This window comes from Streptomyces sp. CBMA291, from assembly GCF_014596525.1.
Classification (GTDB): Bacteria; Actinomycetota; Actinomycetes; order Streptomycetales; family Streptomycetaceae; genus Streptomyces.
The window spans coordinates 71,983-87,400 of sequence record NZ_MSJP01000026.1; the positions used below are offsets into that span (position 1 = coordinate 71,983).

At 72.4% G+C, this 15,418-nt stretch carries 7 protein-coding genes; 3 read left to right on the top strand and 4 right to left on the bottom strand.

What is annotated here, in order from left to right; translation table 11 throughout:
- The first annotated feature begins 59 nt into the window (after nucleotides 1–59).
- From BU197_RS07480 to meaB, 3 genes are read left to right on the top strand one after another with little or no spacing between them, the layout of a single operon-like run.
- On the top strand, nucleotides 60–1,871 hold the full coding sequence (locus BU197_RS07480; RefSeq protein WP_188267424.1) for a methylmalonyl-CoA mutase family protein: 1,812 nt from the start codon (nucleotides 60–62) through the stop codon (nucleotides 1,869–1,871).
- Entirely contained in the window at nucleotides 1,871–4,045 is a 2,175-nt protein-coding gene (gene scpA, locus BU197_RS07485) for a methylmalonyl-CoA mutase (RefSeq protein WP_188267425.1), read from the top strand. Before BU197_RS07480 ends, scpA begins: the two co-directional genes overlap by 1 nt.
- Nucleotides 4,042–5,025, top strand: coding sequence for a methylmalonyl Co-A mutase-associated GTPase MeaB (meaB, locus tag BU197_RS07490; protein WP_188267426.1), 984 nt, complete (start codon nucleotides 4,042–4,044; stop codon nucleotides 5,023–5,025). Before scpA ends, meaB begins: the two co-directional genes overlap by 4 nt.
- A gap of 50 nt (nucleotides 5,026–5,075) precedes the next feature.
- Here the strand turns inward: meaB and gdhA are convergent, their stop codons facing one another.
- The 4 genes from gdhA to BU197_RS07510 all read right to left on the bottom strand — a co-directional run bounded on the left by gdhA (nucleotide 5,076) and on the right by BU197_RS07510 (nucleotide 15,219).
- On the bottom strand, nucleotides 5,076–6,422 hold the full coding sequence (gene gdhA / locus BU197_RS07495) for an NADP-specific glutamate dehydrogenase (RefSeq protein WP_188267427.1): 1,347 nt from the start codon (nucleotides 6,420–6,422) through the stop codon (nucleotides 5,076–5,078).
- 924 nt (nucleotides 6,423–7,346) lie between these two features.
- Complete coding sequence (locus tag BU197_RS07500; protein ID WP_188267428.1) at nucleotides 7,347–8,165, bottom strand: VOC family protein; 819 nt, start codon at nucleotides 8,163–8,165, stop codon at nucleotides 7,347–7,349.
- Between the two features lie 44 nt (nucleotides 8,166–8,209).
- On the bottom strand, nucleotides 8,210–13,045 hold the full coding sequence (locus tag BU197_RS07505) for a DNA repair ATPase (protein WP_188267429.1): 4,836 nt from the start codon (nucleotides 13,043–13,045) through the stop codon (nucleotides 8,210–8,212).
- Nucleotides 13,046–13,137: 92 nt separating this feature from the next.
- Nucleotides 13,138–15,219, bottom strand: a complete 2,082-nt coding sequence (locus BU197_RS07510; protein WP_188267430.1) for a flotillin family protein — start codon at nucleotides 15,217–15,219, stop codon at nucleotides 13,138–13,140.
- Between the last annotated feature and the right edge of the window lie 199 nt (nucleotides 15,220–15,418).

Genomic DNA, 15,418 nt, shown 5'->3' on the forward strand with positions numbered 1-15,418 from the left:
AAGAAGGTCACAGCGATCCCCCCTCTTGCTCCTTTGATGATCTCCCCTAGCATCCGACCATGACGGTCCTGCCTGACGACGAAGTCACCTTGGCCACCGGGTTCCCCGGCGTGCCCCGCGCACAGTGGCGGCACCTCGTGGCCGGCGTGCTGCGCAAGTCGGGCAAGGACGTGTCCGACGACGCCGCCGAGGAGGCCCTGTCCACCCTCGTCGAGGACGGCATCCGCACCCGCCCGCTCTACACGGCCCAGGACACCGCGCCCGAGGCCGGTCTCCCCGGCTTCGCGCCCTTCGTACGCGGCGGTCGCGCCGAGGGGAACGTCCTGGGCGGCTGGGACGTGCGCCAGCGGCACCTCACGGCCGACCCTGACGCCGTCCTCACCGACCTGGAGAACGGCGTCACCTCCCTCTGGCTCGGCATCGGCGCCGACCGTGTCCCGGTCGGTTCGCTCTCCACCGCCCTCGACGGCGTCCTCCTCGACCTCGCCCCCGTCGTCCTCGACGCGGGCGAGGAGACCACGGCCGCGGCCGACGAGCTGTTCCGGCTGTACGCCGAGCGCGGGATCGCCGACGGCGCCGCGCGGGGCAATCTGGGCGCCGACCCGCTGGGCCACCAGGCCCGCACCGGCCGCGCGGCGTACGACCCGGCGTCGGCCGCCGACCTCGCACGCCGCTGCGCCGACCGCTACCCGGGCCTGCGGGCGCTGACCGTGGACGCCCTGCCGTACCACGAGGCGGGCGGCTCGGCCGCCGAGGAACTGGGCTGTTCGCTGGCGACGGGCGTCGCCTATCTGCGCGCCCTCACCGGGGCCGGGCTCGGGGTCGCCGAGGCCTGCGGCCAGCTGGAGTTCCGCTACGCGGCCACCGCCGACCAGTTCCTGACCATCGCCAAGCTCCGCGCGGCCCGCAGGCTCTGGGCCAGGGTCGCCGAGGCCTGCGGCGCCCCCGGGGCGGGCGCGCAGCGCCAGCACGCGGTGACCTCGTCGGTGATGACGACCCGCCGCGATCCCTGGGTGAACATGCTGCGCACCACGGTGGCGACGCTCGCCGCCGGGGTCGGCGGCGCCGACAGCGTCACCGTGCTCCCCTTCGACGAGGCGCTGGGCCTGCCGGACGCGTTCTCCCGCCGTATCGCCCGCAACACCTCCACCGTCCTCATCGAGGAGTCCCATCTGTCCCGGGTGATCGACCCGGCGGGCGGTTCCTGGTACGTGGAGCGGCTCACCGACGAACTCGCCCACGCCGCCTGGGGCTTCTTCCAGGAGATCGAGCGGGCCGGCGGGCAGGAGGCCGCGCTGCGCTCCGGGATGGTCGGCGAGCGGCTCGCCGCGACCTGGGCGGTGCGCGGCGCACGGCTCGCCACCCGCCGCGAACCGATCACCGGGGTCAGCGAGTTCCCGCACCTCGCGGAGGCGCCCGTCCACCGGGAGCCCGCGCCCGAGCAGCCGTCCGGCGGGCTCCCCCGGGTCCGGCGCGACGAGGCCTTCGAGGCACTGCGCGCCCGCTCGGACGCGCATCTGGCGGCCACCGGCTCCCGGCCCCGGGTGTACCTGGCCGCGCTCGGTCCGGCAGCGGCCCATTCGGCCCGGCTCGCCTTCGCCGCGAACCTCTTCCAGGCCGGTGGCGTCGAGCCGGTCACCGAGGGGCCGTTCGAGGAGAGCGGCGCCCGCGAGGCCTGTCTCTGCTCCAGCGACGCGCTGTACGAGGAGGGGGCCGAGGAAGCCGCCGCCGGGCTGCGGGAGGCGGGTGCCGGGCACGTCCTGCTGGCCGGGCGCCCCGCCGCGTACCCGGGCGTCGACACGTACCTCTTCGCGGGCTGCGACGCCGTCGCCCTGCTCTCCGCCGCCCTCGACCGCATGGGAGTGTCCTGATGTCCATCCCCGACTTCACCGGGATCGCGCTCGGGACGCCCGCCCCCGACGGCTCGCCCGAGACCTGGCGCTCGGCCCTCAAGCAGGCGTCGGGCGGCGACGAACCGCTCTGGGAGACCCCCGAGGGCATCGGCGTCAAGCCGCTCTACACCGGCCGGGACCTGGAGGGCCTGGACTTCCTGGACGCCTTCCCTGGCACCGCCCCGTACCTGCGGGGCCCGTACCCCACGATGTACGTCAACCAGCCGTGGACGATCCGGCAGTACGCGGGCTTCTCCACCGCCGAGGAGTCGAACGCCTTCTACCGGCGCAACCTCGCCGCCGGGCAGAAGGGCCTGTCCGTCGCCTTCGACCTGCCGACCCACCGGGGTTACGACAGCGACCACCCGCGCGTCACCGGCGACGTCGGCATGGCGGGCGTGGCCATCGACTCGATCCTCGACATGCGGCAGCTCTTCGACGGCATCCCGCTGGACCGGATGACCGTGTCGATGACGATGAACGGCGCCGTCCTGCCGGTCCTCGCGCTGTACATCGTGGCCGCCGAGGAGCAGGGCGTACCGCCGGAGAAGCTCGCCGGGACCATCCAGAACGACATCCTCAAGGAGTTCATGGTCCGCAACACGTACATCTATCCGCCGGGGCCCTCGATGCGGATCATCTCCGACATCTTCGCCTACACCTCGCAGCGGATGCCGCGCTACAACTCCATCTCCATCTCCGGCTACCACATCCAGGAGGCGGGCGCGACGGCCGATCTGGAGCTGGCGTACACGCTCGCCGACGGTGTCGAGTACCTGCGGGCGGGCCGGGCGGCCGGACTGGACGTGGACGCGTTCGCACCCCGGCTCTCGTTCTTCTGGGCGATCGGCATGAACTTCTTCATGGAGATCGCCAAGCTCCGCGCCGCCCGGCTCCTCTGGGCCAAGCTCGTGCGCCAGTTCGACCCGGCGAACCCCAAGTCCCTCTCGCTGCGCACCCATTCCCAGACCTCCGGCTGGTCCCTCACCGCGCAGGACGTCTTCAACAACGTCACCCGCACCTGCGTGGAGGCGATGGCGGCCACCCAGGGCCACACCCAGTCGCTGCACACCAACGCCCTCGACGAGGCGCTCGCCCTGCCCACCGACTTCTCCGCCCGCATCGCCCGCAACACCCAGCTGCTCCTCCAGCAGGAGTCGGGCACCTGCCGCACCATCGACCCCTGGGGCGGCAGCGCGTACGTGGAGCGGCTCACCCACGATCTGGCCCAGCGCGCCTGGCGGCACATCCAGGAGGTCGAGCGGGCCGGCGGCATGGCCGCGGCCATCGACGCGGGCATCCCGAAGCTGCGCGTGGAGGAGGCCGCGGCCCGTACCCAGGCCCGGATCGACTCAGGACGGCAGCCGGTGATCGGCGTCAACAAGTACCGGGTGGCGGCCGACGAGCAGATCGAGGTCCTGAAGGTCGACAACTCCTCCGTGCGCGAACGGCAGCTCGCCAAGTTGCGGCGGCTGCGCGCCGAACGCGACGAGACCGCCTGCCGGGACGCCCTCGACGCCCTCACCCGGGCCGCGGGCGGCGACGGCAACCTCCTCGAACTGGCGGTGCGCGCGGCCCGCGCCAAGGCCACCGTCGGCGAGATCTCGGACGCCCTGGAGACGGTCTTCGGGCGGCACGCCGGCCAGATCCGTACCATCTCCGGTGTGTACCGCGACGAGACCGGCGACTCCCCCGCCGTGCAGCGCACCCGGACCCTGGTCGACGCCTTCGCGGAGGCCGAGGGGCGGCGACCGCGCATCCTGGTCGCCAAGATGGGCCAGGACGGACACGACCGGGGCCAGAAGGTGATCGCCACCGCCTTCGCCGACCTGGGCTTCGACGTCGACGTCGGCCCGCTCTTCCAGACCCCCGCCGAGGTGGCCCGTCAGGCGGTGGAGGCGGACGTGCACATCGTCGGCGTCTCCTCGCTGGCCGCGGGGCACCTCACGCTCGTCCCCGCGCTACGGGACGAGCTGGCGGCTGAGGGACGCGAGGACATCATGGTCGTGGTCGGCGGGGTGATCCCCCCGCAGGACGTGGCGACCCTCCTGGAGATGGGCGCAGCCGCCGTGTTCCCGCCGGGCACGGTGATCCCCGAGGCGGCCCACGACCTGGTCACCCGGCTCTCCGCCGACCTCGGACACGAGCCGTGATCGAGCTGGGCACCTACGTCCGGGGGGTGCGCGAGGGGAAGCGGGCGCTGATCGCCCGCGCGGTCACCCTGGTCGAGTCGACCCTGCCCCGGCACCGGGCCCTCGCCCAGGAACTCCTGACCGAGCTGCTGCCGCACAGCGGGAACGCGGTGCGCATCGGGGTCAGCGGGGTGCCCGGGGTCGGCAAGTCCACGTTCATCGACGCCTTCGGGACGATGCTGACCGGGCTCGGGCACCGGGTCGCGGTGCTCGCCGTCGACCCCTCGTCGAACCGGACCGGCGGCTCCATCCTCGGCGACAAGACCCGGATGGAACGGCTCGCCGTCGATCCCGCCGCCTTCGTCCGGCCCTCCCCCACCGCCGGGACGCTCGGCGGGGTCGCGAAGGCCACCCGCGAGTCGATCGTGGTGATGGAGGCGGCGGGGTACGACGTGGTGCTGGTCGAGACCGTGGGCGTCGGCCAGTCCGAGACGGCCGTCGCCGACATGGTCGACTCGTTCCTGCTGCTCACCCTGGCCCGCACCGGGGACCAGCTCCAGGGCATCAAGAAGGGCGTGCTCGAACTCGCCGACGTGGTCGCCGTCAACAAGGCCGACGGCCCCCACGAGCGGGAGGCCCACACCGCCGCGCGGGAACTCGCGGGCGCGCTGCGCCTGATGCACGGCGCCGATACCTTCTGGACTCCCCCGGTGCTGGGGTGCAGCGCCCGCGAGTCCACCGGCCTCGACGAGGTGTGGGAGCGTCTGACCCGGCACCGGGCCCTGCTCGACTCGACCGGCAGGCTCGCGGCCAAGCGGCAGGAGCAGCAGGTCGACTGGACCTGGTCGATGGTCACCGACGAGCTGCTGCGCAGGCTGCGCACCGATCCCGCCGTACGGGCCCTCGCGCCGGAGATCGAGCGCGAGGTCCGCACGGGTGCCGTCACGGCGACGACCGCCGCCGGGCGTCTGCTCGACGCCTTCGGGGAGGGCCGGCCGTGACGGCGCCCGGGGCCGGCCCGGTGGTGCGGGCCGGCCGGGGAGGGGGTGCCTCAGATGACGCCCTGGGCCGCCATCGCCTGGGCGACCCGAAGGAAGCCGGAGACGTTGGCGCCCGTCACGTAGTCGTCGGCCTTGCCGCCGTACTCCTCGGCGGTGTTCCGGCACTGCGCGTGGACATCGCGCATGACCTCGGCGAGGCGGGTCTCTGCCTGCTCGAAGGACCAGCTGTCGCGGGCCGCGTTCTGCTGCATCTCCAGGCCCGAGGTGGCGACACCGCCGGCGTTGGCGGCCTTGCCGGGGCCGAAGAGGACTCCGGCTTCCTGGAAGATCCGGACGGCGTCGGGGGTACAGGGCATGTTGGCGCCTTCGGCGACGGCCCGCACCCCGTGCTTGACGAGGGCCACGGCGTCCTCGCGACCGAGTTCGTTCTGGGTCGCGCAGGGCAGCGCGATGTCGCAGGGCACGTCGTAGACGGTGCCGCGCTCCGAGAAGCGGGCGGTCGGCTTGGCGTCCACATAGGCGGAGATCCGGTCGCGTCGCACCTCCTTGATGTCCTTGAGCAGGTCCAGGTCGATACCGTCCTCGTCGACGAGGTACCCGGAGGAGTCACTGCACGCGATGACCTTGCCACCGAGGGCATGGACCTTCTCGACCGCGTACACGGCCACGTTCCCGGATCCGGAGACCACGACCCGGCGTCCGTCGAAGCCCTCGCCACGCGTGGCGAGCATCTCCTCCGCGAAGAACACGGCGCCGTAGCCGGTGGCCTCGGTGCGGACCTCGGAGCCGCCCCAGCCGACCGCCTTGCCGGTGATGACGCCGGCCTCGTACCGGTTGGTGATCCGCTTGTACTGGCCGAACAGGTAGCCGATCTCCCGGGCACCGACGCCGATGTCACCGGCGGGCACGTCGGTGTGCTCGCCCAGGTGGCGGTACAGCTCGGTCATGAAGGACTGGCAGAAGCGCATGACCTCGGCGTTCGAACGGCCCTTGGGGTCGAAGTCGGAGCCGCCCTTGCCTCCGCCGATCGACATCCCGGTCAGGGCGTTCTTGAAGATCTGCTCGAAGCCGAGGAACTTCACGATGCCGAGGTTGACGCTGGGGTGGAACCGCAGTCCGCCCTTGTACGGGCCGAGCGCGCTGTTGAACTCCACCCGGAAGCCCCGGTTCACTCGCACGGCGCCCTGGTCGTCGACCCACGGCACCCGGAATATCAACTGCCGCTCCGGTTCGACGATGCGCTCCACGATGCCCATCTCGACGTACTCGGGGTGCCGCTCCAGCGCCGGTGCCAGAGACTCGAGGACCTCGGCAGCGGCCTGGTGGAACTCCGCTTCCCCGGGGTTGCGCCGACGAACCTCCGTGTAAACGGCTTCCATGTGTGCGCTGACGTTCATGGGTGTCTCTCGCCTTCCTTGATCTTCCCAAAGTCCCGTCGCCTGAGGCGACATGCGGCCATTCTCTCCGTACCCCCTGTGGGACTCGTCGCCGAGGGGGGTCTTCGGCGGCCGGAAGGCGTCGGTGCCAAGATCGCGGCACGGGCGCGATAAACCACCGGCTCCGCTCTTCGATTTCACCGGCGAAGAGGAGCGGGTGGGTGCGGTTCCGGTTCTCCGAAAGGTGCCGCAGAACGGCGATCCGGCCCGTCTCCGGGTTCATCGTGACGGCGACTATCACCCTTTTGGCGGTTGACTCGAAATCCCTTTCGATTGCCGAGGCGGGTGGGAATGCCCCGGTGCTCCCTGTCCACCCGGTCGTTCGCTTCGCCCGCGCGGCCGTCGCGCCCACCAGAGCGTCGCCCGTACCGGTCCCGGGCCGGGCTCGGCACGACTCGCGGGGCACGCCAAGCTCGTATCACATGCTGAGACCAGCGCGCTGAGCTGCGATTTCGGCCTCCGCCGCGGTGGTGGTGGCGATCGATTCGGCGGCCCCATGTCTCGGCCACCCCGGCTCGGCGGCGCCCCCGCCGGTCCGGGTCTCGGGGCCCCTGCCGCCGACCGCCACGGCCTGGGCTCGCCCGCTCGCCTTCTTCGCGGCGACCCTTCTCGCCACTGTTCCCGCGAAGGAGGGAAACGGCCCGGAATTCCCCGGCGGAGGCTCCCGCATCCGGCCGGAGCAAGCCTCTTTCCCGATGCCGGTCACGACGGCGTACCGTACGGCTGAAATCCCCGTGAGGTCCCGTGCAATACACCGTACGGTCGCGGTCGGCGGAGCGGCCCAATTCACCTTCGATGCCGTTACGGTGGCCGGGCTCCCGGTCACTCTGGACTGAGAGACGGCGGACCAATCAGGGCAGAAGCCCGTCTCACCATACGGACGTCTCAGGAAGTGGACGGTGTAAGGGCCACGAAGTCCGCTCCGGCCGGGTCGAGACAGACGGCGAGCCGCCCGACTCCGGGCATGTCCGCCGGTCCCATTTGGACGTTTCCGCCGTTCGAGGTGACCCGTGCGACCGTGTCGTCACAGTCGGCGACCGCGAAGACCGGGTGCCAGTAGGGCCGTCCGTGCGCGAGGGCGAGATCGGCCTCCGAGAGGGCCATGAGACCGCCCTGCATCCGCTCCTCGGGTTGCCCGGCGGGGGTGATCAGGGTGTACGCCCCCATGTCGCCCGGCATGGCCATGTCCGAGAACCGCCAGCCGAGAACGCCTCCGTAGAAGGCCTTCGCCGCCGTGGTGTCGGTGGTGTACAGCTCGGTCCAGGAGAGGGAGCCGGGCTTGTCGAGCAGTTCGACGCCCTTGCTGGCGCCCGGCTGCCAGACGGCGAACTCTCCGCCGAGCGGATCGCTGTACTGCGCCATCCGGCCCCACTCGCCGAGGTCCCTCGGGGGGACCCGGACGGTGCCGCCCGCGTTCTCCACCGCCCGGGTGGCGGCGTCCGCGTCGGAGACGCTGTAGTAGATCATCCAGGCCGGGCGGGCTCCCTCCTCGGTGAGCTTGCCGAGCCCACCGACGATCTTCCCGTCCTTGCGGAACATGCCCCCTTCGGCATGCTCGTGCTCGCCGTCCTCGCTGTGGTTCCCGCCCATGGGCTCGTAGTCCCAGCCGAGCACGGCGCCGTAGAACGCGGCGGCGGTCGGGACGTCGGGGGCGCCCAGATCGAGCCAGCAGGGGGAGCCGGGCACGAAGTCGGTGGTGATCATGGCGTTGGCCTTTCACGTCTCCGGGGGTCTGCCGGGATACGTGCTCAGCCTCGCACCGGGGGCGGTCCCTCGCCCGCCGGGTACGCCCGGCCGGTCGCCCGGGTGATCGCCGTCTCGACGTCCGTGATGCGGTCCGCGAGCAGGGCGAGGGCGGCGACCGCCCGGGTCAGCGGGTCGTCGGCGGAGCCGCCGAGCATCCGCTCCCGGGCGTGGGCGGCGACGATCTCCGTCCAGCGCGCGGCCCGCTCCCCGGTGAGGGTGCCGCGCAGCTGCGCGAGTTTGAGGAGGTTGGTCTCGGCCTCGGCGGTGAGGGTCTGGGCCTCGGCGGTGTAGTGGTCGTCGACGACGGCGGCCAGCTCGGCGGCGTTCATCGCGGGGGCGATGCGGGCCGCGATCTTGTTCATGTTCCGGTACGAGCCCTGGAGCCGGAACGGCGGCTCGGTGCGGGTCGCGTCGGTCCGGGCGGCCGAGGCGATGTAGGCGGTGTTGACGGCGAGGACGGTCTCGCGGGCGGTCAGCAGATGGCGCAGGACGGCGAGCACCGGATCGAGTTCGGCCGGGGCGTAGGGGTGGACGAGCCGGTCGGGCCGCGCGGTCGGGTCGTCGGCCGCGAGGCGGGTGAGCAGTTCCAGGTCGGCGCGGTCGCGGCCGGCCAGCGGGGCGAGCACCGGGTGGGAGGTGAGGGCGTTCTCGACGAAGCTGAGGGCGAAGGCCTCCTCCTTTCCGGTGAGGACGTCGCCGAGGTTCCAGACGTCGGCGCGGTTGGCGAGCATGTCGGGGACCTGGAAGCGCTGTCCGGACTCGGTGTAGGGGTTGCCCGCCATGCAGAGCGCGAAGCGCTTGCCGCGCAGGTCGTGCCCGTCGAGGGTGCGGGTGGCGTCGCAGAGCGGGATGAACTTCTGGAGCAGCTCGGCGGAGCAGTGCTGGATGTCGTCGAGGTAGAGCAGGACGTTGTTGGCGGCGGCCAGGGCGAAGGCGATCTTCTCCAGCTCCCGGCGGGCCGCCGCGTCGGGTGCCTCGGCCGGGTCGAGGGAGGTGGTGGTCCGGCCGAGGGCCGGTCCGTCGATCTTGACGAGGAGGAGGCCGAGCCGGTCGGCGACGTACTCGATCAGGGTGGTCTTGCCGTAGCCGGGCGGGGAGAGGAGCAGGAGCAGGCCGTGGGAGTCGGTGCGCTTGGCGTCTCCGGCGGCGCCGAGCTGCTTGGCGAGGTTGTCGCCGATCAGGGGGAGGTAGACCTCGTCGACGAGCCGGTTGCGGACGAAGGAGGACATCACGCGGGGCCGGTACTCGTCGAGGCGCAGCCGGGTGCGCTCGGCGGTGACGAGGGCGGTGCGGTCGCGCTGGTAGGCGCGGAAGGCGGGCGCGTCCTCGGCGGCGAACCGCGCGGTCCTGCCGAGGAATTCGTCGAGGCGCAGGTCGAGGCTGCCGCCCCGGGTCCTGGGGTGGCTGCCGAGGAGTCCGGTGACGGTGGTGGCGGTGGGGGCGTCGATCTCGTAGCGGAGGAGGCCGGGGGCGAGTTCGAGGGCGGTGGCCTCGGCGAGGACGCCGTCGTCCGGCCTCTCCTCGCGGGTGTGGGCGTAGGCGCCGAGCCAGCTTTCGACGAGCTGGCGCCGGGTGGCCGGATCGGTGAGCGCGGCGAGGTCGTCCTCGTACGGGGAGTCTCCGGCGGCCTTGCGGAAGTCGTCCAGGAAGGCGCGGGCTCCGGCGGAGACGGCGAATCCGGCCGGTTCGGCGGCGAGTTCCTCGACGAGGTACGCGGCGGCGGCCGGGTCGCCGGTGGCCTCGGTCAGTTCGGCGCGGAGTCCGTCGAGCCCTGCGGGGGCGCCGAAGAGGTCGCGGGCGCGGGTGAGGGAGACGGCCCTGCGGGTCCACTGTTCGCGGGCGCCGGGGGCGGTGGTGGTCCAGAAGAGCTGGGCGGCGGCGCGGGCCGGGGCGGGGTGGGCGAGCGGTCCCGCGTGGGCCCGCAGCCGGAGGGCGGCTTCGAGGAGGAGGGTGGCGTCGTGGTCGTGGACTCCGCGCTCGTATCCCTCGTCGTAGGCCCCGGCGGCTGCTTCGCGTACGAGTGCGGCGAGGTCGGGGCCGGTGGGGGCCTCGGGGCCGAGGGTGGCGAGGAGGCGGGCGGCGAGGTGTTCGGAGCGGTAGACCTCGGGTGATTCGGAGGGCAGGGTGCGGGTCCAGCAGGACCGGGTGGCGGCGAACGCGGGGGCGTCGACGGGGTTGCGGTAGTCGGTGCCGGTGACCGCGAAGGCGAGGGTGTCGCCGTGCGGGACGAGGGTGAGTTCGGTGCTCTGCTTGTTGACGGCGAAGCGGTGGCGGCCGAGGCGGACGGTGTCGCCGCCGTCGGAGAACAGGTCGGTGCGGTCGCGCAGGGCGCGTCCGGCCTCCTGGCGGGCGGCGGCGAGTCTGCCCTCCAGTTCCTCGGCCCTGACCTGGTCGTCGAGTGCGCGCAGTTCGGTGGCGGTGCGGCGGACTCTGGCGACCATGGGGTCGGAGGCGAAGTAGGTGTGCACCTCGTCGAGGTCGGCGAGGGTGGCGGCGCGTCGTGTGACGGCTTCCAGGACGCGGACGGCCGAGTCGGCGAGGCGTTCGGCGCGGCGGGCGCGGGCGTCCTGGAGGGCTTGGCGGCGGGCGGCGAAGGCCTCGTGGACCTCGGTGCGCCGGGCGTCGATGCCGGCGAGGTGTCCGTCGTGTTCGGCGAAGCGGGATTCGAGGTTCTCCAGTTGGAGCAGCAGCCGGGCGAGGTGTTCGTCGCAGTGTTCGGGGGTGTCGGCGGCGGCGAGGGCGCCGGTGACGGCCTGGGCGAACAGGGCGGTCTCGGCGGCGAATTCGGCGCGGCCCTCGCCGTCGAGGAGTTCGGCGCGGCGGGCGGTGAGGACGGCTCGGGCGCGGTTGACGGCGCCGAGGACCGCGGCGATCCGTTCCAGGATGGAGGTGCGGACGGTGGCGTCGCCGATGTCGAGGCCGGTCACGACCTCGCTGAGGGTGCGCAGTCCGGTGGCGTGGTCGTCGAGCCGTTCGCGCAGGGGGCCGGTCTCGGCGACGGTGGTGAGGGCGGCGGCTTCGGCCTCGGCGCGGGCGGCCTCGGCGTGGTGGGCGGTGAAGGCGTCGTCGCCGCGGAGGAAGGCGACGGCCCGTCGGCCGGCCGCCGCGATGTCGTCCTCGACCTCGTGGGCGAGGGTGTCGATGCGCTCGGTGTCCGCGTAGCGCATCTCCTTGAGGGTGATCAGCCGGCCCTGGGCGCGGCGGAGTTCGGTGAGGCGGCCGATCCAGTCGGCGGCGGTGGCGGGGGCTTCGCTGCGGACGAGCCGGACGAGCCGGGTGATGTCCTGTGCCGCTTCCTCGGTGGCGTCGGCCGCCTGCCGGGTGAGGACCCGTACGGTCTCGAACTCGCGCAGGACCTGCTGGGCGGTGGCGCGGACCTCGTCGAGGGCGGTGCGGAGGTCTCCGGTCTCGGGGTCGCCGAGCCAGTGGTGGGTGTCGCCCGCGCGGACGCAGTCGGCGACGAGCGCTTCGTACGCCTCGCCGGTCGGTTCGGGGCCGGTGGTTCCCCGGGCGATGGCCAGGCAGTCGGAGATGCCCCGGACGAGGTCGGGGTTGCCGATGCGGGTGAGCGGGCCTTCGGCGGTGGCGGTGGGGTGGGTGTCGGCGCAGTAGGGGGTGTGCCAGCGCTGTACGGGGTGGACGCGGCCGGGTTCTCCGGTGTGGGCCCGCAGGACGAGGAGGGTGCCGTCGTCGAAGAGGGCGTGTCCGGCGCCGGTGAGGGGGGCGGCGACTTCCTTGCGGATGAGGTTGTACGGCAGGAGGTGGCTGCGGTGTTCGTGCCGGTCGTGGAAGACGTAGAGGAGGTCTTCGCCGTTGGGTGCGCGGACGACCCGTTCGAAGTCGGGGCCTTCCGGGCCTTCGGAGCCCTCGTGCGGGGTGGTGGTGCCGAAGGTCTTCACGGTGCCGGAGCCGAGGGCGTAGCCGCCGGGGAAGACGATTCCCTCGTCGCCCGGCAGGCGCAGGCAGGCCTGGCCGATGCCGTCGAGCCGGGCGACCGTGCCGGTCAGGGTGTGCAGGACGAGGTGGCGGTGGGTGCGCTCCTTGTAGGGGCGGACGCGAATGAGCAGGAGGTGGCCGACGACGGCGTGGGCGATGTCGGCGTCGGCGAGGGACTGAAGGGGTTCGTCGACGGGTTCGGAGTGGACGCCTTCGCCGGTGGTGGTGTCGTCGGCGGTCTTGACGGTCAGCGTCCCGCCCATGGTGGAGACGTAGGCGTGGCCGCCGAGGGAGACGTGCGGGTGGCGGCCCGGCACGTGGTCGTCCCGGGTGGCCGGGATCCAGGCGACGTCGTGCGAGGGGGGCAGGACGTGGTCGCGTTCGCCTCGGGCGTCGAGGAAGGCGGTCTCGCCCGCCGGGCCGAGGGACCAGCGCAGGACGCGCAGGTCGTCGGCCTTCTCGCCGGTCCTGAAGACGGCGAGGAGGCGTCCTTCGACCCGGCGGAGCCGTTCGAGGCGGGCGCCTCGGAAGTAGCGGTGCAGGGCGGTGAACTCGCGGACGAAGGCGGGGTCGTCGAGCAGTCCGGGCCGGGCGTCGTGGGGCAGCGGGTTCAGGTCGCGGTCGTAGAGGGTGAAGACGTCGGCGACGTCCCGTTCGGCGTCCGACGCGGCGGTGTGGGCGCCGAGGAGCAGCAGTCCGTCGCCGACGGCGACGATGTCCCGGGCGAGGGTGCCGCGTTCGGTGTGCAGTCGGCCGGTGCCCGCGAGGTCGAGTTCGCCGGAGCCGAAGGCGGCGGTGCGTGCTCGGTTGAGTTCTCCGGCGCGCCGGGCGAGTTCGGTGCCCTGTGCGGCCAGCCGGTCCCGCAGCACGGTGTACGTGTCCCCGTCGATTCCGGCGTTCATGTCCGTTCCGCTCCCCTGTGATGTGGTGATGTGGCCCGGTGCCGTGCTCGTGGCACGGCACCGGGCCCGTGGTGGCCGCTCCCCCGCGGCGGTCAGTTCCCGGTGGCGCCGTGCGGTGCGGTGCCGTTGGGCGTGGCGCCGGTGGCCGCGACGGCCTTCGGTCCGGTGGCCTGGGGTCCGGCCGCCGCGCCGAGGGCGGCGACGAGGGCCGGGTCCGCGCCGTCGAGGGCGCCGGACTTCACGAGCTTGGCGAGGAACGCGGAGACGCTGAGGTTCTGTATGTCGCCGCTGCCCAGGGAGCCCAGGATCCTGGTGAGGTCCTCGGTGAAGGAGCCCTCTCCGTTCAGCCAGGGACCGGCGAGGGCCTGCGCGGTCCGCGAGTGGTCCACGAAGCCGTCGAAGGACTTGCCGAGGGAGACCGACTGGACGAGGCGGTCGAGGAAGACGGACTCGCCGCCGACGATGTTGATGTCGGCCTGTTCGAGGCCGGTGGCCAGGATGGTGGCCTGTGCCTCGGCGACCTGCCGCTGCACGTCGAGCCCCGCGAGCCGGATGTCCTTCTCGGCTTCCAGGCGCAGTCGGTACTCCTCGTGGGCCCGGGAGGCGTCGTCGAGCGCGGCCATGGCGGCGGCCTTCTCGGTCAGGCCCGCGGCCTCGGCCTTCAGCTTCTCGCCGATCGCGGCGGCCTCGGCGAGCGCCTTGGCCCGCAGGCCCTCGGCCTCCGCGCGCAGCTTGGCCTCGGCTGCCTCGGCCTCGGCGCGGCCCGCCTTGCCGATGACGTCGGCCTCCCTGTCCCGTACCTCCACGGCGGCCAGGCCCTCGGCGGCGGCCTGTGCCTTGATGCCCTCGGCGAGGCGGATCTTGGAGCGGGCCTCCATGTCGGCGGCCTTGCTGCGGGCTTCGGCGAGGGTGAGTTCCTCGGCCGCCCTGTGCACGGCGGCCTGCTCGGCGGCCTCCGCCGCCTTGATGTCCTTGACGAGCCGCTCCTGCGCCTCGGCCTCGGCGGCGATGACGAGGGCCTGCCGGTCGCGCTCGGCCTCCTCGACGGTACGCAGCCGCTTGATGGACTCCTCCTGCTCGGCGACCGTGCGGTCCACCGCGATCCGCTCGCGGATGACCTCGGCGATGTCCCGGCGCTCCGACTCCACTTCCTTCTCTGCCGCGATCCGGGTGAGCTGGGTCTCCCGGTCGCGGGCGATGACCTCAAGGAGGCGGTCCTTCTCGATGCGCTCGTTCTCGACGGCGATGACGCGCTCGCGGTTCTTCTGGGCGACGGCGACCTCGCGGGCCTGGTTCTCCCGCTGGACGCCGAGCTGTTCCTCGGTCCTGAGGAAGGCGCTCTGCGACCGCAGCCGCTCCTCCTCGACCACCCGGGCGGTCTCCGCCTCCTCGCGGGCCCGTACGGTGTCGATCTCCCGCTTCTGCTTGATCTCGGCGTCGGCCTGACGGCGCTCCAGTTCGAGGATGGCCTCGCGGGCGTCGACGTTCTGCCGGGTGATCTCCTTCTGCTCGTTCTGCCGGTACTCGTTGGTGCGGACGTTCTCGACGGCGGTCAGCTCGGTGATCTTGCGGATGCCCTGGGCGTCGAGGATGTTGCCGGGGTCGAGCTGGCTGAGCGGGGTCTGCTCCAGGTAGTCGATCGCCGCGTCCTCCAGGCTGTAGCCGTTGAGGTCGATGCCGATGATCTCGATGATCCGGAAGCGGAGTTCCTCGCGCTTGGTGTAGAGGTCGGTGAAGTCCAGCTGCTTGCCGACGGTCTTCAGCGCCTCGGAGAACTTGGCGTTGAAGAGTTCCTGGAGGGTGGCCTTGTCGCTGGCCCGTTCGGTGCCGATGGCCTGGGCGACCTTGATGACGTCCTCGACGGTCTTGTTGACCCGTACGAAGAACGAGATCCGGATGTCGGCACGGATGTTGTCACGGCAGATCAGACCGTCCCGGCCGGTGCGGGAGATCTCGATGGTCTTCACCGAGATGTCCATCACCTCGGCCTTGTGCAGGACGGGCAGCACGATCTGTCCGGTGAAGGTCACGTCGACGGTGCGCGTCTTGGAGACGATCAGGGCCTTGCCCTGTTCGACCTTCCGGAAGAGCCGGCTCACCGCGAGGAGCAGTACGGCGACGACGAGCAGGACGACGGCGACGAGGACGCCGACACCCACGGTCAGGAAATCCATGGAGAACCCCGTTATCGATCGAGGACGAGCACAGGCAGGAGAGAGGACGCGTGAGAGGGGCACGCGGTTCGGGCGGGGACGGACGGCGTGGCGGGCGGTCGCCGCCGTGGACACGGATCGCTCCGGAGAGCACCGGGGCCTTTTCCGTGTCCCGGCACCGGGGCTCGGCCCGCGTCCTGCCGCGATGCCATTCTGTTCT

Coding starts and splice junctions, on each gene's coding strand:
- BU197_RS07480 (WP_188267424.1), top strand. CDS start 60: ATGACGGTCCTGCCTGACGACGAAGTCACCTTGGCCACCGGGTTCCCC.
- scpA (WP_188267425.1), top strand. CDS start 1,871: ATGTCCATCCCCGACTTCACCGGGATCGCGCTCGGGACGCCCGCCCCC.
- gdhA (WP_188267427.1), bottom strand. CDS start 6,422: ATGAACGTCAGCGCACACATGGAAGCCGTTTACACGGAGGTTCGTCGG.
- BU197_RS07500 (WP_188267428.1), bottom strand. CDS start 8,165: ATGATCACCACCGACTTCGTGCCCGGCTCCCCCTGCTGGCTCGATCTG.
- BU197_RS07505 (WP_188267429.1), bottom strand. CDS start 13,045: ATGAACGCCGGAATCGACGGGGACACGTACACCGTGCTGCGGGACCGG.
- BU197_RS07510 (WP_188267430.1), bottom strand. CDS start 15,219: ATGGATTTCCTGACCGTGGGTGTCGGCGTCCTCGTCGCCGTCGTCCTG.